The organism is Phreatobacter oligotrophus (assembly GCF_003046185.1).
Lineage (GTDB): Bacteria > Pseudomonadota > Alphaproteobacteria > Rhizobiales > Phreatobacteraceae > Phreatobacter > Phreatobacter oligotrophus.
The window spans coordinates 125,939-146,336 of sequence record NZ_PZZL01000009.1 but is presented as its reverse complement, the minus strand read 5'-3'; the positions used below and the strand labels follow the sequence as shown (position 1 = coordinate 146,336).

At 68.6% G+C, this 20,398-nt stretch carries 22 protein-coding genes and 1 tRNA gene; 13 read left to right on the top strand and 10 right to left on the bottom strand.

Going from position 1 to position 20,398, the window contains the following annotated elements; genetic code table 11:
* Nucleotides 1-30 precede the first annotated feature (30 nt).
* Nucleotides 31-936, top strand: a complete 906-nt coding sequence (gene dapA / locus C8P69_RS18700; RefSeq protein WP_108178959.1) for a 4-hydroxy-tetrahydrodipicolinate synthase — start codon at nucleotides 31-33, stop codon at nucleotides 934-936.
* On the opposite strand, the gene C8P69_RS18695 is transcribed toward dapA, so the two are convergent.
* Nucleotides 937-1,953 carry a phosphotriesterase family protein gene (locus tag C8P69_RS18695; RefSeq protein WP_108178958.1) on the bottom strand — a complete coding sequence of 339 codons (1,017 nt, stop codon included), beginning with the start codon at nucleotides 1,951-1,953 and terminating at the stop codon, nucleotides 937-939.
* Between the two features lie 185 nt (nucleotides 1,954-2,138).
* On the opposite strand from C8P69_RS18695, the gene C8P69_RS18690 reads away from it, so the two are divergent.
* The 3 genes from C8P69_RS18690 (at nucleotide 2,139) to C8P69_RS18680 (ending at nucleotide 4,479) form a co-directional block, all read left to right on the top strand.
* Nucleotides 2,139-2,999, top strand: a complete 861-nt coding sequence (locus C8P69_RS18690) for an ABC transporter substrate-binding protein (RefSeq protein ID WP_108178957.1) — start codon at nucleotides 2,139-2,141, stop codon at nucleotides 2,997-2,999.
* Between the two features lie 67 nt (nucleotides 3,000-3,066).
* Complete coding sequence (locus tag C8P69_RS18685; RefSeq protein WP_108178956.1) at nucleotides 3,067-3,774, top strand: amino acid ABC transporter permease; 708 nt, start codon at nucleotides 3,067-3,069, stop codon at nucleotides 3,772-3,774.
* Nucleotides 3,775-3,795: 21 nt separating this feature from the next.
* Nucleotides 3,796-4,479 (top strand): GntR family transcriptional regulator, encoded by a 684-nt coding sequence (locus tag C8P69_RS18680; protein ID WP_108178955.1) that lies wholly within the window; start codon nucleotides 3,796-3,798, stop codon nucleotides 4,477-4,479.
* On the opposite strand, the gene C8P69_RS18675 is transcribed toward C8P69_RS18680, so the two are convergent.
* Together C8P69_RS18675 and C8P69_RS18670 are read right to left on the bottom strand one after the other, a co-directional pair.
* Complete coding sequence (locus tag C8P69_RS18675; protein ID WP_108178954.1) at nucleotides 4,448-5,380, bottom strand: DUF6282 family protein; 933 nt, start codon at nucleotides 5,378-5,380, stop codon at nucleotides 4,448-4,450. The two genes, C8P69_RS18680 and C8P69_RS18675, sit on opposite strands and share 32 nt — an antisense overlap.
* Before the next feature lie 11 nt (nucleotides 5,381-5,391).
* A complete protein-coding gene (locus C8P69_RS18670) occupies nucleotides 5,392-6,129 on the bottom strand; it encodes an amino acid ABC transporter ATP-binding protein (RefSeq protein ID WP_108179022.1) in 738 nt (245 codons plus the stop codon).
* A gap of 103 nt (nucleotides 6,130-6,232) precedes the next feature.
* Here C8P69_RS18670 and C8P69_RS18665 point away from each other — a divergent pair, with 103 nt between their 5' ends.
* From C8P69_RS18665 to C8P69_RS18630, 8 genes are all read left to right on the top strand, one after another.
* Nucleotides 6,233-7,090: a transporter substrate-binding domain-containing protein gene (locus C8P69_RS18665; RefSeq protein WP_170118298.1), complete on the top strand. Its 858-nt coding sequence runs from the start codon at nucleotides 6,233-6,235 to the stop codon at nucleotides 7,088-7,090.
* Nucleotides 7,091-7,179: 89 nt separating this feature from the next.
* A complete protein-coding gene (locus C8P69_RS18660; protein ID WP_108178952.1) occupies nucleotides 7,180-7,848 on the top strand; it encodes an amino acid ABC transporter permease in 669 nt (222 codons plus the stop codon).
* Nucleotides 7,848-8,567 (top strand): amino acid ABC transporter permease, encoded by a 720-nt coding sequence (locus tag C8P69_RS18655; RefSeq protein WP_108178951.1) that lies wholly within the window; start codon nucleotides 7,848-7,850, stop codon nucleotides 8,565-8,567. The genes C8P69_RS18660 and C8P69_RS18655 overlap by 1 nt, the downstream gene beginning before the upstream one ends.
* The gene (locus C8P69_RS18650) at nucleotides 8,564-8,842 is read left to right on the top strand and encodes a (2Fe-2S)-binding protein (RefSeq protein ID WP_108178950.1); all 279 of its coding nucleotides are present in this window, start codon (nucleotides 8,564-8,566) and stop codon (nucleotides 8,840-8,842) included. The genes C8P69_RS18655 and C8P69_RS18650 overlap by 4 nt, the downstream gene beginning before the upstream one ends.
* The gene (locus C8P69_RS18645; protein ID WP_108178949.1) at nucleotides 8,839-10,245 is read left to right on the top strand and encodes an FAD-dependent oxidoreductase; all 1,407 of its coding nucleotides are present in this window, start codon (nucleotides 8,839-8,841) and stop codon (nucleotides 10,243-10,245) included. The genes C8P69_RS18650 and C8P69_RS18645 overlap by 4 nt, the downstream gene beginning before the upstream one ends.
* A complete protein-coding gene (locus C8P69_RS18640) occupies nucleotides 10,242-11,363 on the top strand; it encodes an NAD(P)/FAD-dependent oxidoreductase (RefSeq protein ID WP_108178948.1) in 1,122 nt (373 codons plus the stop codon). Before C8P69_RS18645 ends, C8P69_RS18640 begins: the two co-directional genes overlap by 4 nt.
* Nucleotides 11,363-12,292 carry a dihydrodipicolinate synthase family protein gene (locus tag C8P69_RS18635; RefSeq protein WP_108178947.1) on the top strand — a complete coding sequence of 310 codons (930 nt, stop codon included), beginning with the start codon at nucleotides 11,363-11,365 and terminating at the stop codon, nucleotides 12,290-12,292. The genes C8P69_RS18640 and C8P69_RS18635 overlap by 1 nt, the downstream gene beginning before the upstream one ends.
* 77 nt (nucleotides 12,293-12,369) lie before the next feature.
* Complete coding sequence (locus C8P69_RS18630; RefSeq protein WP_108178946.1) at nucleotides 12,370-13,290, top strand: MBL fold metallo-hydrolase; 921 nt, start codon at nucleotides 12,370-12,372, stop codon at nucleotides 13,288-13,290.
* 35 nt (nucleotides 13,291-13,325) lie between these two features.
* Here C8P69_RS18630 and C8P69_RS18625 read toward each other — a convergent pair.
* The 7 genes from C8P69_RS18625 to C8P69_RS18595 form a co-directional block, all read right to left on the bottom strand.
* Nucleotides 13,326-13,401: transfer RNA gene (locus C8P69_RS18625), tRNA-Thr, on the bottom strand.
* A 53-nt stretch (nucleotides 13,402-13,454) separates the two neighbouring features.
* Entirely contained in the window at nucleotides 13,455-14,303 is an 849-nt protein-coding gene (locus tag C8P69_RS18620; protein ID WP_108178945.1) for an NHL repeat-containing protein, read from the bottom strand.
* A gap of 24 nt (nucleotides 14,304-14,327) precedes the next feature.
* Nucleotides 14,328-15,239 (bottom strand): allantoinase PuuE, encoded by a 912-nt coding sequence (locus C8P69_RS18615; RefSeq protein WP_211353846.1) that lies wholly within the window; start codon nucleotides 15,237-15,239, stop codon nucleotides 14,328-14,330.
* Between the two features lie 24 nt (nucleotides 15,240-15,263).
* Nucleotides 15,264-16,085 carry an ABC transporter permease gene (locus C8P69_RS18610; protein WP_108178944.1) on the bottom strand — a complete coding sequence of 274 codons (822 nt, stop codon included), beginning with the start codon at nucleotides 16,083-16,085 and terminating at the stop codon, nucleotides 15,264-15,266.
* Nucleotides 16,086-16,092: 7 nt separating this feature from the next.
* Nucleotides 16,093-16,959, bottom strand: coding sequence for an ABC transporter permease (locus tag C8P69_RS18605; RefSeq protein WP_108178943.1), 867 nt, complete (start codon nucleotides 16,957-16,959; stop codon nucleotides 16,093-16,095).
* A gap of 10 nt (nucleotides 16,960-16,969) precedes the next feature.
* Nucleotides 16,970-17,998 (bottom strand): extracellular solute-binding protein, encoded by a 1,029-nt coding sequence (locus tag C8P69_RS18600; protein WP_108178942.1) that lies wholly within the window; start codon nucleotides 17,996-17,998, stop codon nucleotides 16,970-16,972.
* 23 nt (nucleotides 17,999-18,021) lie between these two features.
* Nucleotides 18,022-19,125 carry an ABC transporter ATP-binding protein gene (locus tag C8P69_RS18595; protein ID WP_108178941.1) on the bottom strand — a complete coding sequence of 368 codons (1,104 nt, stop codon included), beginning with the start codon at nucleotides 19,123-19,125 and terminating at the stop codon, nucleotides 18,022-18,024.
* Between the two features lie 328 nt (nucleotides 19,126-19,453).
* Here C8P69_RS18595 and C8P69_RS18590 point away from each other — a divergent pair, with 328 nt between their 5' ends.
* Nucleotides 19,454-20,395, top strand: coding sequence for a polysaccharide deacetylase family protein (locus C8P69_RS18590; protein ID WP_245902126.1), 942 nt, complete (start codon nucleotides 19,454-19,456; stop codon nucleotides 20,393-20,395).
* Nucleotides 20,396-20,398 lie beyond the last annotated feature (3 nt).

Sequence of the window (20,398 nt, the reverse complement as noted above, 5' to 3'; positions counted from 1 at the left end):
TCTGACCGGAAGCCATCCGAGGAGAAGGCCATGCGCCCGTTTCGTGGAACCTACACGGTGCTGGTCACCCCCTTTACGGCCGATGGGTCGGCGGTGGACCTCGCGGCGCTGGCGCGGTTGGTCGAATTCCAGATCGCCGAGGGCATTCACGGCCTCATCCCGCTCGGCTCCACCGGCGAGTTCCTGTCGGTGACGCCGGACGAGCGCCGCGCCATCGTCGAGACGGTGGTGAAGACCGCCGCCGGCCGCGTGCCGGTGCTGATCGGCACGGGCGGCGAATGGACCCGCGACGTGGTCGCCATGTCGCGCGAGGCGGAGGCCCAGGGCGCCGACGGCGTGATGATCATCCCGCCCTTCTACAGCGTGCCGACCGAGGACGAGCTCTACGTCCACTACAAGACCGTGGCGGACGCCATCTCCATCCCCATCATGGTCTACAACAACCCGGCCACCGCCAATGTGGACCTGTTGCCGGAGACCGTGGCGCGGCTCTCAACGATCGAGGGCTGCTGCTACATCAAGGAATCGACCCTGGACGTCACCCGCGTGCGCGACATCGTCCGCATCTGCGGCGACCGCATGACGGTCTTTGCCGGCGTGCTCGGCTTCGAATCCTTCTGGCTCGGCGCCGAGGGCTGGGTGGCGGTCTGCTCGAACGTGGCGCCGCGCCTGTCGGCCGAGCTCTTCAACGCCTCGGTGGACCGCCGCGACCTCGACGAGGGAACGGCCATTCACCGCAAGCTGATTCCGCTGCTGCCCTTCGTCGGCGGGCCGCGCTATGTCTCCGGCACCAAGGCGGCCTTCGAGATGATGGGCATGCAGATGGGTCCGCCGCGCGCCCCGCGCCTGCCGCTACCCGAGGCCGACAAGCCGGCGCTGCGCAAGGTGCTGGCCGGCATGGGCCTGCTCCCGACCAGCGCAGTGGCGGCCGAGTAATCAGCCGATCGCCAGCAACCGGCGCGGGGTCGCGACGAGGAGCGTCTCGATCTCGGCCTCGCTCCAGCCGCGGTCGCGCATGAGCGGGCGGACATTCGCGAGGATGTGCCGGTAGCCGTGGCCGCCCTGGGCAAGAAGGCGGGTGCGGGTGCAGATGTCGTGGCTGATGACGACGCGGTCTCCAAGGCCCGCATCGAAGAGCCGGCGAAGCGCCCGCAGGCGCATCCAGTCGTTGGGCAGGTCGACCACGCCCATCCAGTAGTTCGATGTCTCGATGCCGAAGAAGTCGTATTCGACGACGCAGCGGCGGGCGAGCGCCACGACCGCGTCCACATCTTCCGGGTGGGTGCGGTCCATGTGGCTCATGACCACGCGGGAGAGGTCGGCGCCGGCCGTCTCGAGCACGTCGCAGATCTCGGTGCAGGCTTGCGGATGGCGACCGGGATGGACGTTGATCATCGCTCCCGTCCGCCGCTGGGCCTTGGCGCCGGCGATCAGCGAGCGCCGCTCGAAGGGCGTCATCGGCCAGGAGACGCCGATCTCGCCGATCACGCCGCAGCGCACGTCGGTGCCCCAGGCGCCCTCCGTCACCTGCGCGACGATCGTCTCGGCCAGGGCCTCGACCGGCGCCTCCCGCGTCGCCTCATCGACATAGCCGTCGGTATAGAACCCTGCGCCGAGGACGATGTGCACGCCCGTCTCACGGGAGAGGTCGCGCAGGCCGATGGGGTCGGGGGCGATGCCGCCTGTCGTAAGGTCAACGATGGCGCTGCCGCCGGCGGAGGCAAATGCCGCGAGATCGTGCGCCGCGACGGCCCGGTCGGCGAGGATGTGGTGGCCGGGGACCATCGGCCGGTAATCGAGCTCGTGGCGATTGTCGAGGGTGATCGAGAAGTCGCCGCCCTGGCCGCGCCATTCCGGTCGGGTGAGGTCGCAGAGAACGTGCTCGTGCATGAGCGTCGGCCCCAGCGCCTCCGCCGCGACCGGTCCGCTGACCGTGATGATCGTGCCGCTCATGCGTTGGTCCTCATCGTGTCGGGCGCTGTCTGGCCCACTGGGAGGCCCGCGTCAGGACCACACCGGACCTGCTGATTCATCGCCCCGCGCCGCTTGCGGTTCCAGCTTATCGTGGCATACGCTGTGCATACAATCGGGATGAAGCCGCTCCCGAACCGGGCGGCGCGATGAAGGAGTGTCGCACCATGAGTCGTGATCCGTCCCTGACCCTGATCGATCGCCGAACGCTGCTGGCAGGCACCGCCGCTGTCGGCCTCGCAGCGGCCCTGCCCGGCCGCGCCTTCGCCCAGGCGAAGATCGCCGCGCCCAACATCATCAAGCCCGGCACGCTCGTCATGTCGGTCAACCCGACCCTGCCGCCACTGCAGTTCGTCGATGATCGCGGACAGTTGCAGGGCATGCGCGTCGAGCTCGGCAACGAGATCGCCAAGAGCCTCGGCCTGACGCCGGAATATGTGCGGATCGAGTTCGCCGCCATGGTGCCGGGCCTCGCCGCCAGGCGCTGGGACATGATCAACACCGGCATCTTCTGGACCGAAGAGCGCTCCAAGCTGATGTACATGGTGCCCTACGAGCGGGCGGCGATCAGCTTCCTCGTGGCGCGCGGCAATCCGCTGAAGATCGAGAAGTGGGAAGACCTCGCCGGCAAGGCGGTCTCGGTCGAGCTCGGTGGCATCGAGGAGCGGCGCACCCGCGAGGTCGACACGATGCTGAAGGCCAAGGGCCTCGCCGGCATCACCATTCGCACCTTCAACAACTTCGCCGAGGCCTTCCAGGCGCTGCGCGCCGGCCAGGTCCAGGCCTCGACCTCCATCGACGCCACGGCGATGTTCTGGCAAGGCCGCGGCGACTTCACCCGCGCCGTCGCCGGCCTGTTCCCGCAGACCGCGACCTTCGCCTTCGCCAACAAGACGCTGGCCGAGGCCGTGGTTGGATCGCTGAACGACCTCAAGAAGTCCGGCTACTACGACCAGCTCTTCGACCGCTACGGCGTGCTGAAGATCGAGGGCGACACGTTCAAGATCGACGGTCCCGGCCCCGCCTGATTTCGCAGCATCCGCAGTCCGGCGGCCGGAGCCCTTCCGGCCGCCCATACCCCGAGGAGCCCCGCCGATGCGCGTGTGGAACTGGGAAGGCTTCTTCAGCTATTTCACCAACCCCTATCTGCTCGAAGGCGCCCTGGTCACCCTGTTCCTGACGCTGTCGACGCTCGTCCTCGGCTTCGTGCTCGGGCTTGTCATCACGCTGATGCGCATGTCGTCGTCGCGTGTGTTGTCGGGTATCTCCAAGTTCTATGTGTGGGTGTTCCGCGGCACGCCCCTGCTGGTCCAGCTCATCATCATCTATACGGGCCTGCCGCAGCTCGGCCTGGTACGGCTTTCGGTGTTCGAATCGGCCGTCCTGGGCCTTGCCCTCAACGAGGCGGCCTACCTCTCCGAGATCCTGCGCGGCGGCATCCTGTCGGTCGGGCCAGGGCAGAAGGACGCGGCCAAGGCGCTCGGCCTCAACCGGCGCCTCGCCTTCGTGCTGATCACCATGCCGCAGGCGCTGCGCGTCATCATCCCACCGCTCGGCAATTCGGTGAACGGCCTCCTGAAGACGACGTCGATCGCCTCGGTCATTTCAATGGAAGAGCTGCTGCGGCGCGGGCAGATCCTGATGCAGCAGCGGTTCGAGGTGCTCGAGATCTTCTGCGTCGTCGCGATCATTTATCTGGTGATGACCACCGGATGGGACTTCATCCAGAGGCGCATCGAGGCGCATTTTGGCAAGGCCTATGGCGGCATGAGTAACACGCAACTCGTCCGTGACGACCGCTGACGATGGGTGTAGGGAGGCGGTATGACAACTGTCCTCAATCCTGACAGAGACCTTTCGGCCGACCACCTGACCTCCGGGGGTGGCGTGAACCTATCGTCGCTCGCCCACAAGGCCGTGTCCGAGATGATCCGTGACCGCCGGCTGAGGGGCGGCGACACCATCGTCGAGGCGCGGCTTGCCGACATTCTGGGGATCTCCCGCACGCCGCTGCGCGAGGCGCTGCAGCGACTGGAGGGCGAGGGGCTGGTGCGCAAGGTGGCGAACCGCTCCTATGTCGTGCGTCTTGTCGACCTCGGCGAATATCTCCACAGCCTGAAGGTCCGCGAGATCCTCGAAGGCGAGGCAGCCGCGCTCTCCATCGGCGCCATTCCCGGCGAGGAACTGGCTGCGACGCGCCACGAGATCGAGACCCTGATGTCCTCGACCTCCTATCACACGCAGGCGCACTGGCAGTCCGACGACCGCCTGCACGGTCTCTACATCGACCATTGCGGCAATCCGGTCATGGCGGAGATGATCCGGGCGCTGCGCGTAACGACGCGGCTCTTCGAGATCGCCAAGCTCAAGGACCGGCTGGAGCCCGACTCGACCGAGCACCTCGCCATTCTCGCTGCGCTGGAGGCCGCGGACCGCCGCGCCGCCCGCACCGCGGTGCAGGTGCATTGCCGCAGCCTCAGGGATTTTGCGCTGGCGACGGTGCGCTGATCCGGAAGAGCCGGCGGGGATTGTCCCGGACCGCCTGTGTCAGAACCTGGCGCGGCACGCCTGCCGCCTCCAGCAACATGAGGAAGCAGCGCAGGCCCTCGACCGGCGGCGGCAGCAGACACACCCCGCAGTCGCTCGACAGAATCACGCGCTCAGGCGGCGCTGCAGCGATACGCGCGACCATATCGCCGACGCCGGAGGCGGCGATGGTGTGTTTCTCGGAATCCACATGGGTGAGCCCGACGGCCGTGGCGTGGCTGACGAAGAAGAACGAGAACTCCACATGGCCACCCGCCGCGACCACGGCGGCGACGGCCTCGGGCGCGGCATGGTTGGTGGGGAAGAGGATGCGGGCGACGCCGCGGGCCTTCGCCTCCTCCGCCAGACGCACGGCCTCGGCATCCGCGACATGGCCGAGATTGAACACCACGTCGTGGGCCGCGCAGAGGTCGAGAATCTCGGGCAGCGGATCGGGCAGAGGCCCCGACTCCGGTACGGCGAAGCAGGCCTCGACATGGAGGGGCGAACGGTGCTCCTGCCGCGCGACATGGCGGGTGTGGTGGGTCGGCAGCGACAGGAAGCGCGCGCCGGTTCCCGCGCCATAGCCATAGGCTAGGGCGATGCGCGCGGCCTCCGCCGAGACGCCGCCGGCCGGCGGCTCCATGATGAGGCCGCCGAAGACCTCGACGCCGAGGTGACCGAGCTCGCGCATGGCGAGGGCCGCAATCCCTGAGGAATTGGCGAAATTGTCCATGAGACCGAGGCCGGCCATGCCGGCGGCGGCGGCCTCGCGCACCGCCTCGAAGACGTCGAGGCGCCGTCCGTTGATGTGCGGACAGGCATGGACATGGCCGTCGACGGCGCCGGCGAGGAGGTCAAGGCCGGGCGGCGGCGGGCGCATGGGTCGCCTCCTCAGTGCCGCAGGATCTTGGCGGTGAAGTCGCGCAGGCGCTCGGTCTGCGGGTTCTCGAAGATATCCTTCGGGCTGCCCGTCTCGACGATGCGGCCGCGGTCCATGAAGATCACCCGCGTCGCGACCTCGCGCACGAAGGCCATCTCGTGGCTGACGACGAGCATCGTCATGCCCTCGGCCGCGAGGCCGCGGATCGTGTCGAGCACCTCGGTGACGAGTTCGGGATCGAGGGCGGCGGTGATCTCGTCGAGGAGCAGGATGGCGGGGTGCTGGGCAAGCGCCCGGGCGATGGCCACGCGCTGCTGCTGCCCGCCGGAGAGCTCGTCCGGATAGGCACCGAGCTTGGCGCCAAGGCCGACGCGCTCAAGCAGCTTCGCCGCCTCGGCCTCAACCTCCGCCTTTGGCCGCTTCTTCACGATCTGCGGGGCGATGGCGACATTGCGCAGTGCCGTCATGTTCTGGAAGAGATTGTACTGCTGGAAGACGATCGCGAACTGCTCGCGGGCACGGCGCAGCGACTTGGCCTGGTCATAGCCGATCGTCTCGCCGGCGAGGCGCACCGTGCCGCGCGTCGGCTTGTTGAGGCCGATCAGCGTGCGGAGCAGCGTGCTCTTGCCCGAGCCGGACGGCCCGATCAGCGCCACGACCTCGCCCTTGGCGATGCTCACCGAGACGTCCGTGAGCACCTCCTGACGCCCATAGTTGGCGCTCACGCCCTGCAACTCCAGAAAAGACAACTGCGCCTCGCGTTCCATCGCCTGCCCGATGATTCAGCTTGCACCGAGACGGAAGATTGCACAACATCGGTATACAATCCTGGCCAAACGAGAGGGGGCACTCATGAGCGCGGATCGTATCAAGGGCGCGAAGGGAACAGGCGGGCTGTCGCGTCGCGGCGCCCTCATCGGCGCCGCGAGCCTCGCCGGCCTCGGCCTGACCAAGGCCGCGCTGGCCAAGCCGCTCGCCGAGGTCCTGTCGACCAAGAAGCTGCGTGCCGGCATCAACCCGACGCTCGTGCCCTTCGGCGTGTTCAACCAGCAGAACCAGATCGACGGTTTCGACGCCGACATTGCCCGCGAGATCGCCCGGCAGATGCGCGTCGAACTCGAGATCGTGCAGGTCGGCTCGCCGGACCGCATCCCCTTCCTGCAGGCCGACCGGATCGACATCGTCCTCGGCGCCATCACCCGCACGGTCGAGCGGGCCCTGGTCATCGACTACACGATCCCGCTGCACACCCAGAGCGTGGTCATCCTCACCAAGCAGAGCGGCACGGCCGTGCCGATCGCCAAGCCCGCCGACCTCGACAACCCCGCCGTCCGCCTGGTCCAGGTGCGCGGCACTGTCGGCATCCCGTGGATCCAGGCCAATGCACCGAAGGCCCAGGTGACGCTGCTCGACAACTACCCCGACACGTTCCGCGCCCTGCAGCAGGGTCGCGCCGACGCCATGGTCGACGTCCTCGAGTCCATCGTTGTGCCGATGAAGAACGTCGCCGGAGTGCAGTGGAAGGTGCTGGACGAGGTGCTCGCCAGCACCTGGGTCGGCATCGGCGTGCAGAAGGGCAACACGACGCTGAAGGATGTCCTGAATATCGTGCTGTTCGAGATGCATCGCTCCGGCTTCGTCGGCAAGACCTGGGAAAAGTGGTTCGGCGTGCCGATGAAGACGCCCGTTCCGATGAACCCCATGTTCTGAGGCCCTCGATCCTCTGACGGGTGCCGCGCCGGCCCTGAGCCGGCGCATCGTCCGGGACCCGGCCACGGCCGGGTCACCAGGAGAGCAGCATGACCCTGCAATACGGCCAGGTCCTCCGCTACCTGCCCGACTTCTTGATCGGCGCGGCGATCTCGCTCGTCATCGCCCTTGTCGCCTTCGCGCTGGGGCTGCTCATCGGCCTGGTTGGTGCGTCGGTGATGACCTACGGGCCGCGCATGGCCCGCTGGGGCGTGCGGGCCTATGTCAGCTTCTTCACCAACACGCCGCAGCTCGTTCAGATCTTCTTCCTGTTCTTCGCCCTGCCGGAATTCGGCATCCTCCTATCGCCGGTGCAGGCGGTGCTGATCGGCATGACGCTGAACGCGGGCGCCTATCTCACCGAGATCCAGCGCGCCGGCTTCCAGTCGCTGCCACAGGCCGAGATCGATGCGGCTGAGACGCTGGGCTTCACGCGGGTGCAGACCGTGCGCCACGTCATCGCGCCGCACATCATCAAGGCGCTCTACCCGTCGCTGTCCAACCAGTACATCATCATGACGCTCGGCACCTCGATGGCCGCGATCTTCGGTGTCGAGGAACTGACCGCGCGGGCCCTCAACGCCAATGCCATCAGCTTCCGTTCCATCGAGATCTTCTCGCTGACGGCGCTCATCTATATCGGCCTGACCATCATCGCCTCGGCCATCCTCTACACCTTCGGGCGGCTCGCCTTCCGGGTGAAGGCGAGGGCCTTCTGATGACGGCGATCCAGCAGTTCCTCGCGGAAGCGCCGCGCTTCTACACCTACTGGAACATGGTGTTCCTCGGGCAGGCGGCGCTCAACACCATCCTCGTCTCGCTGATCGGCTGTCTCATCGGCTACCTCATCGGCTTCGTTGTCGCGACGCTGCGGCTTGCCGCCATCATGCCGGTCGCGCCGGTGCGCGGGTTGCTCATCACACTGGTCGAGGCGATCCGGCGCATCCCCTTCCTCGTGCTGCTGATGTGCGTCTTCTTCGGCTTCCAGCTGTCAGGCGCCAACCAGAGCCTCTTCGTCATCGCGGTGACGGCGGTGGCGCTGCGCATGTCGGCGCTGGCCGCGGAAAACATCCGTGCCGGTTACGAGGCCGTGCACCAGCGCCAGTGGGAGGCGGCCGCCGCCCTCAACATCCCGCCGATCCAGGCGCTGTTCCGCATCATCCTGCCGCAGGCCTGGCGGATCATCCTGCCGCCCTCCACCATCCACACGGTGAGCATGATCAAGGAGACCTCGCTGGTCTCGCAGATCGGCTTCCTTGAGCTCACCTTCGCCGCCCGGGCGCTCAACCAGCGCGGCTTCTCCGCGCTCATCTGCTTCGGCACGATCCTCGTGGCCTACTTCGTCATCTCCTGGAGCTTCGCGCAGGTCGGCCGGAGGCTTGAGAGGAAGCTCGTCCACGAGGCGCGCGGGGTTCGCCGCGAGGCCGGCCCGCGATGACCGCCCGCCGCCTCCATGCGGCGCCGGAGCGCGTCGCGGTGACCATCGACGGTGAACCGGCGATGCTGCCGGCGGGCGAGAGCCTCGCCACGGCACTGCTCTGCGAGGGTCATGTGCTGCTGAGGCGCAGCCCGCGCGACGGCACCCCGCGCGGCGCCTTCTGCTTCATGGGCGCCTGTCAAGAATGCGCCATCCTCGTCGATGGCAGCGTGCGACAGGCCTGCCTGACGCCGGTCACCGCGGGCATGGCGATCGAACTCAGGGGCGCGCCATGATGGCCGCGTTCGACGTCATCGTGCTCGGCGCGGGTCCGGCGGGTGCGACCTGCGCCGCCACTGCGGCGGAAGCCGGACGCAGGGTCGCCGTCATCGACGAACAGCCACGCGCCGGCGGCCAGGTCTGGCGCGCGCCCATGGGCGGCTTTCCGGGAAAGGGCGACGCGGACCAGGCCTCGGGCGACACGCTTCGCCGGCGGCTCGCCGCCTCGCCCGCAACACGTCGCCTTGGCCATCGTGTCTGGTCGGTGGTGCGGACGGACACAGGCTACCGCGTCGACACGCTGGGGCCAGATGGTCCAACCGCGCTCGAGGCCCCCTTCCTTGTCGTCGCCACCGGCGCGCATGAGCGCGTCGTCCCCTTCCCGGGCTGGACAACGCCGGGCGTCATCGGGCTCGCGGCTGCGACCGTGCTGCTGAAGTCCCACGGCGTCGTGCCGGGCCGTCGCCTGGTCGTCGCGGGATGTGGGCCGCTGCTGGCCGTTGTCGCCGCCGGCCTCGTCAAGGCGGGCACCGAGGTCGCGGCGGTCGTCGACATCGCGCCGCGCAGCGCCTGGCTCACGCGCCTTCCCGCCATCCTTGGCCAGCCGCGCCTCGCCGCGCGTGGGCTCGCATGGGGCTTCGCCGTGGCCAAGGCGGGCGTACCCGTGCTGTCCGGCCATGGCGTCCGCCGCGTCGAGGGTGGCGAGGCGGTGACCCGCGTCGTCATCGGCCCGGTGGATGCGGATGGCGCACCGACGGAAGGCCCCGAGCAGATCATCGAGGCGGACGGGCTCATCATCGGCCACGGCCTCACCACGGCCTGCGAGGTCACGCGGCTCCTGCGCGCAGAGCACCGGTTCGACCGGCTGCGCGGCGGCTGGATTCCCGTCGTGGACGGCGCGTTCCAGACGAGCCTTCCCGGCCTCCATGCGATCGGCGACGGCGCCGGCATTCGCGGTCAGGCCATGGCGAGCCTCGCCGGCGAAGCGCTCGGCTGGCATCTCGCCGGCCGCATGGCAGAGGCCGAAGCGACGCGGGCGAACATGGCGGCGGCAACACCCTTCTCCGACGCCATGGCGGGATTGATGGCGCAGCGCCCGGCGCAGGTTCGCGCCATCGCGGCCGACACCGTCGTCTGCCGCTGCGAGGACGTCACCCGCGCCGAGATCGATTCTGCGGTCGACGCGGGGGCGACGCAGATTGACCAGCTCAAGCATTTCACCCGCTGCGGCATGGGCCCCTGCCAGGGTCGCTCCTGCGCCGACACGGTGCAGGAACTGATGGCGGCACGGCTCCGGATGTCGCGACAGGAGGTCGGCCAATGGACGGGACGCCCGCCGCTGCGGCCTGTCCCGCTGGGAGAGGTCATCGGCGCCTTCTCCTATGACGACATCCCCATTCCGACGCCGGCTCCGCTATGAGTGCGCGTCATGACCTCGTGGTGGTCGGCGGCGGCATCCATGGCTGCACGGTCGCCCTGATGGCGGCGCGCGGCGGCCTGAAGGTGGCATTGGTCGAGCGCGGCGCGCTCTGCCGCGAAGCCTCGGGCGTGAATGCCGGCACGCTGACCCTGCAGATGACGCGCGTCGCGCTCATCCCCTATGCGCTGCGCGCCCATGCCATGTGGGCCGATGCACCCAACTGGCTCGGCCACGATGTCGGTGTGGTCGTCTGCGACGGGCTGTCGCTTGCCTTCACCGAGCGCGAGGAGGAGCTGCTGAGCTATCGCGCGGGCAAGCGCCGCGAGGCCGGCGCGCCCATCGAGCTCATCGGCGCCAATGCGGCGCGGGAAGTCGAGCCCGGCCTCGGCGATGGGGTCAGGCTCGCCGGCCATTGCAAGGTGGACGGCTATGCCAATGCCTATCTCACCGGCCTTGCCTTCCACCGCGCCCTGACCGATGCGGGCGTGACCCTGATGGAGCATCGCGCCGCCACCGGCATCGAGCGCGAGGAGGGCGGCTTCGCCGTCCAGACGGCGCAGGGGCCTGTGCGGGGCAAGCGCCTCGTCATCGCCGGCGGCGTCTGGATCGAACCGATGATGGCCTGGCTCGGCGTGCCCCTGCCGATCAAGGTGCTTGTCAACCAGCTCGCGGTGACGGAGCGCCAGCGTCCGGTGATGCGAACCGTCATCGGCATCGCCAGCGGCCTCCTCTCGCTCAAGCAATATCCCCACGGGACCACGGTCATCGGCGGCGGCTGGCAGGGCGTCGGCGACCGCGAGCGCGGCGGCGTCGCCCTCATGCCGGAACGGCTTATCGGCAATGTGCGCCTCGCCTGCCACGCGATTCCGGCGCTGAAGGAGGCGCGGCTCGCCCGCGCCTGGGCGGGCCTCGAGGCCGAGACCGCCGATGCCCTCCCCGCCGTCGGGCCCATCCCCGGCATCCCCGACGCCTATGTCTGCGGCTCGGTCCATTCCGGCTATACGAGCGGACCCTATCTCGCCCGCCTCCTCGCCGACCTCATCCTGGAGCGCGAGCCCGCGCTGCCGCTCTTTCCCATTGACCGGCTGCTTCCCCCGCAGGCCGGGAGGGCCGCCTGATGACCACGATCGCCGACCGCCTCCGGGGGATCCACGCCGCCACCATCGTGCCGATGACGGCGCACTTTGCCGTCGACGAGGCGCGCCTCGCCGAGCACATCGCCGCCGTCTCCCATGTGCCGGGGATTCGCGGCCTGCTGGTCAACGGCCATGCCGGCGAGAACTTCGTGCTGAGCTCGGCGGAGAAGCGGCGGGTGGTGGAGATTGCCCGTCAGGTCGCGCCCGCCGAATGCCTCATCTGCTCCGGCGTGAACGCGGAATCGAGCCTTAAGGCCGCCGACGACGCCCGCGACGCCGAGGCAGCCGGCGCCGACATTCTCCTCATCTTCCCGCCCAATGCCTTCGCCCTGTCGCATGATCCGGCGGCCGTGCTGCTGCACCACGAGATCATCGCCGAGGGCTGCTCGCTGCCGCTCCTGGTCTATGGCGCACCGGTGGGGGCCGGGCACATGGCCTATCGCCCGGAGGTGCTGACCGCGCTTGCCGCCAACCCGCGCTTCGTCGGGGTCAAGGAGGGCAGCTGGGAGGTCGCGACCTATGAGCAGAACCTGCGGCTCCTCAAGGCCGCGCGGCCTGATTTCGTGGTCATGGGCTCGGGCGACGAGCACCTGCTCACCAGCTACATCATCGGCAGCGCCGGCAGCCAGGTGAGCCTTGCGGCGGTGGCCCCGGAGCTCTGCGCCGCCTTCTTCGCGGCGGCCGATGCGGGCGACTGGGCGGAGGCGCGGCGGCTGCACGAGCGCATCTATCCGCTGGCCGTGGCGATCTATCGCGACGCGCCGGGAGGGCGGGCGACGGCGCGGCTGAAGGCCTGCCTCCAGCTTCTGGGACGGCTGCCAAATGCGGTGGTGCGGCCGCCGCAGCCGCCCGCAACGGCCACGGAGATCGCGGCGCTGACGACGGCGCTGGCCGCTGCCGGAATCTCCTGACGGCGCCCCATCGGCCAAGCGGACGAGCCAAGCGCGATTGACCGGCAGGCGGGCCGCCGCGCAGTCTCGGGGGCATCATGGCCCTGCCCCGTCCCGCCGACCTGCCGCCGCCGACGCCTCACCGTTTCGGGCCGATCACCGTTTTTCTCGGCCACAAGAGCGGCAAGTATCCGGACGCCAACATGATGGTGGTGACGGGCCGCGACAGTCGGGCCGCGGTGGACGCGCCGCTCTGTTCCAACCGCGTTGGCGCTGACTTCGACGGCTGCGACCTCGTCATCCTCAGCCATGTCCACGAGGACCACATGGCCGGGCTCCACCGCGTGCCCCGGGCGGATGTGGCTGTGCACTGGCTCGACCTGCCGGCAGCGGCGAGCTGGGAGGGCTATCGCGACGCGCTCGGCCTCAGCGATGCGGTCTGGCCGGCCATGCGGGAGAAGCTTCGGTCTGAGTTCGCCTTCACGCCGCGCCCCGACGCAACGCCTTACGAGGACGGGCATGTCTTCGACCTCGGCGGCGTGCGCCTCACCGCCATGCTCCTGCCGGGCCATACGGCCGGCCATTGCGCGCTGATCGAGGAGACGCAAGGCCTTGCCTTCATCGCCGACATCGATCTGTCGGGCTTCGGCCCCTATTACGGCGACGCGACCTCGTCACTCGCCGATTTCCGCGCGAGCCTGAAGCGGCTGCCCGAGGTTCCTGCCTCGGTCATCGTCACCGGCCACCACCGCGGAATCTATACCGACCGGGCGCGCTTCCTCGCCGACCTAGCCGCCTATGCGGAGAAGCTCGACGTGCGCGACAACAAGCTCCTCACCATGCTGGCGCGAGGGCCGCGCACCATCGCCTCTCTGGTGGCGGAACGGCTGATCTATCCGGCAGATTACCAGGAGCTGTGGGTCGAGGACGTCGAGCGGCGGACGATCGAGCAGCACCTGGCGGCGCTGGCGGCGGAGGGCCGGGTCTTCGCGCAAAACGGCCTCTGGTCGCGCGCCTGAGCGGGCGGGGACGGCGTCGCGAGGCCGGGAAGGAGTGGTGCCGCGGAAGGGATTCGAACCCCCGACCCCATCATTACGAATGACGTGCTCTACCAGCTGAGCTACCGCGGCAATGGGGGCGCCTTTTAGACGCGCCCCGGGGTTTTGGCAACAGCGACGGCGCCTCAGCCGACGAGTTTCAGCCGGGTGATGCGGCTGGGATTGCCCTCGGCGAGCAGGATGTCGCCGGAAGGCGTGCCGCAGAGGCCGTGGGCGCCGTTCAGCATGGGACGGCAGCGGCCGATACGGGTTCCGTCGGGCGCGACCTTGGTGAGGCTCGGCACCATGTCGGTGATGTAGGCATTGCCCTCGACATCGCCCCAGATGCCGACCGGCTGGTAGAAATCATACCAGGTGTCGAGCCAGCGGCCCTCGCCGTCGAAGACCTGGACGCGGTTCCAGGTGCGGTCGATGACCACCACGCGCCCATCGGCGAAGGCCCAGATGGAATGGGGCCAGACGAATTCGCCGTCGCCCGAGCCATGGCCGCCCCAGGTCTGGACGTGGCGGCCATCGGAGGCGAAGCGGTGGACATGGGGGGCGCCGTAGCCGTCGGAGACGTAGATGTCGCCCCAGGGGGCGACGGCCACATCGGTCGGGTGGTTGAACGGGCTGTTCGGCCGGCCGCGAACGCCCAGCTGGCCGACGCGCTCGCCGGAGGCGGTGAACCAGATGACCTCGTGCATGTCGCGGTCCACCGCGATGAGGTGGCCCGACGGGGTCGCGGTGAGCATGTGCGAATCGGCGATGGCCTCGCCACCCCATCCCGCGATGTAGCGGCCCACGGGATCGAGCTCGATCACCCTGGCATCGGCGGGGTGAACGAGGGGATCGTGGCGCAGCATGACGAAGACATGGCCGCGCGGATCGACCGTCACGTCGGTGACGAAGCCGGTATTGGTCGGCCACGAGCCGAAGGGGCGCTCGACGCGATAGGTGCGGTCGCCGAGCGCGACGATGAGCTCATGGGGCATGACGTTTCCTCTTGGGCGCGGACCTCACCCCTGGAAGGGATGGGTCTTTGCCCAATGCTGCGCGATGTCGAGGCGCCTTGTCACCCAGACTCCCTCGTGGGACTGCACATAGTCGAGGAAGCGGGCAAGGCCGGCGGCGCGCGCGGGATGGCCGATGAGCCGCATATGCAGGCCGACCGACATCATCTTCGGCTGGGTGCGCCCCTCGGCATAGAGCATGTCGAAGGCGTCCTTATGCCATTCGAAATAGTCGCCCGAGGTGGCGAAGAAGCCGGTGCCGAACTTGCCGTCATTGTTGACGAGCGAATAGGGCACGACGAGATGCGGCTTGCCGTCGACCTTCGTCCAGTAGGGAAGCTCGTCGTCATAGGCGTCGGAATCGTAGAGGAAACCGCCCTCCTCGACCACGAGCTTGCGGGTGTTCACGCTCGGCCCATAGCGGCAGTACCAGCCGAGCGGACGGTCGCCGACGGTCGCCTTGAGGGAAGCCACCGCCTTGCGGATGTGCTCGCGCTCCTCGGCCTCGTCGAGCTCGTAATGCTTGATCCAGCGCCAGCCATGGCAGCAGACATCGAAGCCCGACTCGCGGATGGCGGCGGCGGCCTCGGGGTTGCGCTCGATGGCCAGCGCGCAGCCGAAGACGGTCATCGGCAGGCCCCGCTCCTGGAACAGGCGCATGAGCCGCCAGAAGCCGACGCGGCTGCCATAGGCGAACATGCCCTCGCCCGCGAGATCGCGGCCCTTCACCGGCATGTTGAGGCTGCTGGACTCGGTGAGCGCCGTCTCGGTGAAGCCCTCGCCATCCTGGACCGAGGGCTCGGAGCCCTCCTCGTAGTTCATGACGAAGTTGATGGCGATGCGGGCGCCATTCGGCCATTTCGGGTCAGGCGGGTTGGCGCCGTAGCCGATGAGGTCGCGGTCGTAGGGCACGGTCATGGCAGGGCTCCGGGGGGGACGGCGTCAGGCGCTCATGCGACGGGTGAGGCCGGTGAGCCGGTCCATCACCACCATGAGGACGAGGGTGGCGAGGATCAGCACGCCGGCAATGGCTGCGATGCGGACGTCGAGGGTCGATTCCATCATGCCCCACATGCGGATGGGCAGCATGGAGGTGCGCGCCGTCGAGAGGAAGAGCGACACGGGCACATTGTCCATGGAGGCGATGAAGGCGAGGAAGGCGCCGGCCGCGATGCCCGGCGCGATGAGTGGCAGGGTGATGCGGCGGAAGGAATAGAACCGGCTGGCGCCGAGATTGGCGGAGGCTTCCAGGAGAGCCGGATCGAGCTGGGTGAGGCTCGCCAGGGTCGTGCGGAAGACGAAGGGCGCGATGACCACGAGGTGGCCGGCGATGAGCAGGTTCAGCGAGGGGCGGATACCCATCACCGAGAAGAACATCAGCGCGGCAAGGCCATAGGAGAGGGTCGGCAGGACGAGAGGCGAGAGGAAGCTTGCCTCCAGCGCCCGCGCCGAGGGACGGGCGACGCGGGTGATGGCCAGCGCCGCGAGCACCGAGAGAACCGAGCCGATGACAGTCGCCCAGCCGGCGACCCAGACGCTGTTGATCGCCGCGGTGTGGATCGGCGCCGAGCGGACGGGATCGAAGAGCTCGCCATACCAGCGCAGCGACAGGCCGGGCGGCGGGAAGCGCAGGGCCTGGCTGGTGGTGAAGGAGGTGGCGATGACGATGATCACCGGCGCCACGAGGATGAGGATCGCCACGGTGGAGATAGCCCCCACCACGAGGTTGAAGGAGACATCGGCCGGAGTGGAGCGCTGCGACATGGGGGCCTCAGGTGGTCCGGGCGAAGCGGCCGAGCCAGCTCAGCGCCATGATGCCGGCGAGCACGGTGAAGAGCAGCGTCAGCGAGGCGACCGCGGCGAAGGGCCAGTTATAGACCACCATGGACTGCTGCCAGATCAGCGAGGGCAGGTAGACGAGCCGCGCGCCGCCGATCACAGACTGCGAGATGAAGGCGGTGGTGGCCGAGGCAAAGACCAGGGTCGCGCCGGCGATCCAGCCGGGAAGGGTCAGCGGCAGGATGACCCGGAAGAAGGTCCGCCATTTGGACGCACCCAGGGCCCGCGAGGCGTCCACCAGGTTCTGGTCCATCTGGTTCATGATGGTGAGCAGCGGCAGCAGCATCAGCGGCATCTCGATCTGGGTCAGCGCGATGACGAGGCCGAGTTCGGTCTGCAGCAGGTTGAGCGGTGTGGCGGTGAGGCCGAGCGCCATGAGGGTCTGGTTCACCACGCCTTCGCGCGCCAGGATGACGATCCAGGCGAAGGTGCGGATCACCACCGAGGTGAGCAGCGGCATCAGGATGATGAAGAGAAGAACCCGCTGCCAGGTCGGCGAAGCGGCGCGGTAGACCAGTGCCAGCGGATAGGCGAGCAGCGTCGTGGCGATGACGGCGAAGATGCCGAGCTTCAGCGTGTCCCAGATGACCTTGAGATAGAAGCGGTCGGTGTAGAACTTGAGCCAGCTATCCAGTCCCAGCCGCGTCTGCTCGGCATCGGCGTAGAAGCTGATGCCGAGCAGGATGAGGAAGGGCGCCGCGAAAAAGACGAGGTAGGTCAGGCCGAGCGGCGTCGCCAGACGCCAGTCGACCTTGTCCCCCGCGGGCGCGGCGCCCGCCGTTGCGATGGCAGCGGCCATTCGCGGCGCCTTACTTCGTAATTTCCTTGTTGAAACGCTCGATCCAGGCCGCGCGCTGCGGATTGATCCGGGTCCAGTCGTGGGTGACCATCTTGGCCAGCTCGTCGATGGACTTGATGTCCAGCGTGTCGACGTAGGTCACGTCCTTGTTGATCGGGATCATGTTGTAGGGGCTGCGCTGCAGGGCGTTCTGCACCTCGGCCGAGATCGCGACATCGATGTACTTGTGGGCGTTGGCTACGTTCTCGGCGCCCTTCACGATATGCAGCGTCGTCTGGAAGGTGATGGCGCCGGAGGCGGGGGCGGCGAAGGCGATGTCGACGCCGCGGCCCTTCAGGATCGCGACCGTGTTGGTGTTGGTGTACATCACGTCGATCTGGCCCTGCTGGAACAGGCCAGGCATGGCGGCCGGCGCCGCCACGGCGGCGACCTTGGAGACGGCCTTCTTCAGCTCGGTGAAGATCGGCTCCATGTTGGCCTCGGACCCGCCGAAGGCCTTGCACATCTCGATCAGCGACACGGTGCCGAAGGTGGTCTGGAAGCCGGTGAGGCCGAGGCGCTCGACGAAGGGCGACTGGAACAGGTCGGTCCAGCTCTTCGGCGCGGTCGGGAACTTCTTCGGGTTGTAGGCGATGCCGACCACCTGGGCATTGCAGGTGACGCCATCGCGGGTGATGAGGCCGGCGGGCACCTTCGGCGCGTTGGTCAGCTTGGCGGAGTCGATGGGCTCGAAGAGACCCGCAGCGCGAGCGGCGGCGGCCGGGCCGGGGTCGAGAACGAAGCAGTCGAAGGGCGGTACGCCGCGCGCGGCGCGGACCTTGGCCACCTGGTCGACGGCGAAGAGCGAGTCGAAGGCGACATCGACGCCCGAGGCCCTCTTCAGCGCCGGGGCGACGACGGCGCGATAGGCCTCCTCCCAGGTGCCGGGGTAGATGGCGGCGGTCATGCTGCCGGAGGCGCTGGCGCCGCGGGGCGCGAGGCCCGCAAGGCCGAGGGCCGAGGCGCCGGCGAGGACGTCACGACGGGTGAGCTTGGTCATGCGGGGCTCCTTGGAGACGAGGATCAGGCTGCGGGGAAAAGGGCGGGGCGCGCGTGCGGCGCAAGGGCGGCGTGGGCGGTGCCAGGGGCGCTGGCGGCCATGCCGGGCCGGCGCGGCACGGCAATCTTGAGCTGCTCGCCACCGGGGGCGGCGACGTCGTGGATGAGCGCGCCGCCGATGGGCAGGCTGAGCTTCAGGTCGACGGGGATGCGATCCGGCGCCGCCGCGTCGGCGAGCATCATCTGCTCGGGGCGCACCGAGACGAGGACCGGCGCGCCGGGCTCGAAGCGGCCGCGAGCGGGCACGGTCCAGGTGGCGCCGCAGGCGAGCGCGATACGCGCCTCGCTGCCGTCCACGGCCTCGACAGCGCCCTTCAAGAGGTTGCTGGAGCCGATGAAGTTATTCACGAAGAGCGTTGCCGGATCGTCGTAGATCTCGGCCGGTGCGCCGAGCTGCTCGATGCGGCCCTGGCTCATGACCGCGATGCGGTCGGCGATCGACATGGCCTCGTCCTGATCGTGGGTGACCATGATGGCCGTCAGCGCGAACTGCCGCTGCAGGCGCTTGATCTCGATCTGCATGTCGAGCCGCAGGTTCTTGTCGAGAGCGGCGAAGGGTTCGTCGAGAAGAAGGATGCGCGGGCGGATGGCCAGCGCCCGGGCGAGCGCCACGCGCTGCTGCTGGCCGCCGGACAGCTGGCGCGGCTTGCGCTCGGCAAAGCCCTCCATGCGCACGGTGGCGAGCATCTCCTTGACGCGCTCGGCCTGCACCGCGCGGCTCTCGCCGCGGGCGGCGAGGCCATAGGCGATGTTCTCGGCCACGGTCATGTGCGGAAAGAGCGCGTAGTTCTGGAAGACGATGCCGATCTCGCGACGGTTCGGCGGCAATTCATCGATGGGCCGGTCGCCAATGACCACCTTGCCATTGGTCTGCTGGATGAAGCCGGCGACGATACGCAGCAGCGTGGTCTTCCCGCAGCCGGAAGGACCGAGAAGGGCCACCAGCTCGCCGCCCTTCACCTCCAGCGTCACGTTGTCCACGGCGAAGCCCGCGCCATAGCTGTGAGTCACGCCATCCAGCGTCAGCGGCTGGGCTGCGGGCACGACGGGGGTGGAAGGCGAGGCCATGTATGCAGGAGCTCCGGCATGTGTCGGGCTCTCGTCAGCAACGCCCATGCCAAGCCCAACCGCGAGCGAACCTTGGTGGAATCGCCCGCGCCTCGGGCTTTTGGAGGCTCTCTAGGTGAAAATTGCTACGCCCCGACGTGGTCCTGCCGAAGGCCTCGTCGGGGTCCGACGGCGGGGTGACGGGGATTTGCCCATTTTTTCACCGGACAAATGCATAGACTTTGGCCTTGCTTAATTTGTAATCGCGACACTGCGGCAGGCCGACGGACGGCACATGTCTTGCTGCCTCATCCTGGCGCCATGGCGGGACGGCCCCGAGGAGGCAGGCATGACGGGCGAGACGATGGTCGCCGCGAGAAGCGGAGACGCGGGCACGACGCGCAATCTCGTCGGCTATGGTGGCGCCTGGCCGCGACTCGTCTGGCCGAACGGGGCGCGTCTGGCCGTGAGCGTCAATATCAACCTGGAGGAAGGCGCGGAGTGGCAGGTCGGCGATGGCGACCCGGCCAGCGAGCGCATCGGCGAGGTCATCAGCGTCGTTGAGCCGGGCACCCGCGACATGGGGCAGGAGCAGATCTTCGCCTATGGCACTCGCGCTGGTTTCTGGCGCATCCTGGAGGCCCTGAGCGATCGCGGCCTTCCTGCGACCTGGCTGTGCTGCGGGCGGGCGGTGGAGCGTTCCCCCGCCCTACTCTCGGCCCTGGTCGCCGACGGGCATGAGGCCGCGGTCCACGGCTGGCGCTGGCGGCCGCATGCGGACTATCGCAGCCGCGAGGCCGAAGCCGCGGATCTCGACCGGTGCGTCGCTGTGATGGAAGCCGCCGGGGCCCCGCGCCCCGTTGGCTTCTTCTGCCGCGGCGCGGAGAGCACCTGGACGCGGGAGCTTCTGATCGAACGCGGCTTCCTCTACACCTCCAACGCCTTCGACGACGACTTGCCCTATTGGGATCGCGGCGGCGCGCGGCCGCTGATCGTGGTCCCCTACGCGCTGGATGCCAATGACATGAAGTTCTTCCACCCGAACGGCTTCGTGACGGCCGATGCCATGGCGACCTATGTGGCGGATTCGCTGGAGGTCCTGCTGGCGGAGGCCGAGCGCGGCCGGCCGCGCCTGCTCAACCTCGGCTTTCACCTGCGCATCGTCGGCCGCCCGGGCCGATTCGCGGCGCTGGCGCGGATCTTGGACCGGCTCCGAGACCTCGGTGACCGCATCTATGTCGGCACGCGCGCCGACATCGCCCGCTCCTTCGCCGCCTCCGTCCCGGCCTGATCC

What these genes read in the sequence shown, in the direction of transcription:
- C8P69_RS18680 (WP_108178955.1), top strand. Translation starts at nt 3,796, where the DNA reads ATGACAACTGTCCTCAATCCTGACAGAGACCTTTCGGCCGACCACCTG.
- C8P69_RS18655 (WP_108178951.1), top strand. Translation starts at nt 7,848, where the DNA reads ATGACGGCGATCCAGCAGTTCCTCGCGGAAGCGCCGCGCTTCTACACC.
- C8P69_RS18600 (WP_108178942.1), bottom strand. Translation starts at nt 17,998, where the DNA reads ATGACCAAGCTCACCCGTCGTGACGTCCTCGCCGGCGCCTCGGCCCTC.
- C8P69_RS18635 (WP_108178947.1), top strand. Translation starts at nt 11,363, where the DNA reads ATGACCACGATCGCCGACCGCCTCCGGGGGATCCACGCCGCCACCATC.
- C8P69_RS18620 (WP_108178945.1), bottom strand. Translation starts at nt 14,303, where the DNA reads ATGCCCCATGAGCTCATCGTCGCGCTCGGCGACCGCACCTATCGCGTC.
- C8P69_RS18695 (WP_108178958.1), bottom strand. Translation starts at nt 1,953, where the DNA reads ATGAGCGGCACGATCATCACGGTCAGCGGACCGGTCGCGGCGGAGGCG.
- C8P69_RS18660 (WP_108178952.1), top strand. Translation starts at nt 7,180, where the DNA reads ATGACCCTGCAATACGGCCAGGTCCTCCGCTACCTGCCCGACTTCTTG.
- C8P69_RS18640 (WP_108178948.1), top strand. Translation starts at nt 10,242, where the DNA reads ATGAGTGCGCGTCATGACCTCGTGGTGGTCGGCGGCGGCATCCATGGC.
- C8P69_RS18685 (WP_108178956.1), top strand. Translation starts at nt 3,067, where the DNA reads ATGCGCGTGTGGAACTGGGAAGGCTTCTTCAGCTATTTCACCAACCCC.
- C8P69_RS18645 (WP_108178949.1), top strand. Translation starts at nt 8,839, where the DNA reads ATGATGGCCGCGTTCGACGTCATCGTGCTCGGCGCGGGTCCGGCGGGT.
- C8P69_RS18665 (WP_170118298.1), top strand. Translation starts at nt 6,233, where the DNA reads ATGAGCGCGGATCGTATCAAGGGCGCGAAGGGAACAGGCGGGCTGTCG.
- C8P69_RS18650 (WP_108178950.1), top strand. Translation starts at nt 8,564, where the DNA reads ATGACCGCCCGCCGCCTCCATGCGGCGCCGGAGCGCGTCGCGGTGACC.
- C8P69_RS18595 (WP_108178941.1), bottom strand. Translation starts at nt 19,125, where the DNA reads ATGGCCTCGCCTTCCACCCCCGTCGTGCCCGCAGCCCAGCCGCTGACG.
- C8P69_RS18630 (WP_108178946.1), top strand. Translation starts at nt 12,370, where the DNA reads ATGGCCCTGCCCCGTCCCGCCGACCTGCCGCCGCCGACGCCTCACCGT.
- C8P69_RS18675 (WP_108178954.1), bottom strand. Translation starts at nt 5,380, where the DNA reads ATGCGCCCGCCGCCGCCCGGCCTTGACCTCCTCGCCGGCGCCGTCGAC.
- C8P69_RS18615 (WP_211353846.1), bottom strand. Translation starts at nt 15,239, where the DNA reads ATGACCGTGCCCTACGACCGCGACCTCATCGGCTACGGCGCCAACCCG.
- C8P69_RS18610 (WP_108178944.1), bottom strand. Translation starts at nt 16,085, where the DNA reads ATGTCGCAGCGCTCCACTCCGGCCGATGTCTCCTTCAACCTCGTGGTG.
- dapA (WP_108178959.1), top strand. Translation starts at nt 31, where the DNA reads ATGCGCCCGTTTCGTGGAACCTACACGGTGCTGGTCACCCCCTTTACG.
- C8P69_RS18590 (WP_245902126.1), top strand. Translation starts at nt 19,454, where the DNA reads ATGACGGGCGAGACGATGGTCGCCGCGAGAAGCGGAGACGCGGGCACG.
- C8P69_RS18690 (WP_108178957.1), top strand. Translation starts at nt 2,139, where the DNA reads ATGAGTCGTGATCCGTCCCTGACCCTGATCGATCGCCGAACGCTGCTG.
- C8P69_RS18605 (WP_108178943.1), bottom strand. Translation starts at nt 16,959, where the DNA reads ATGGCCGCTGCCATCGCAACGGCGGGCGCCGCGCCCGCGGGGGACAAG.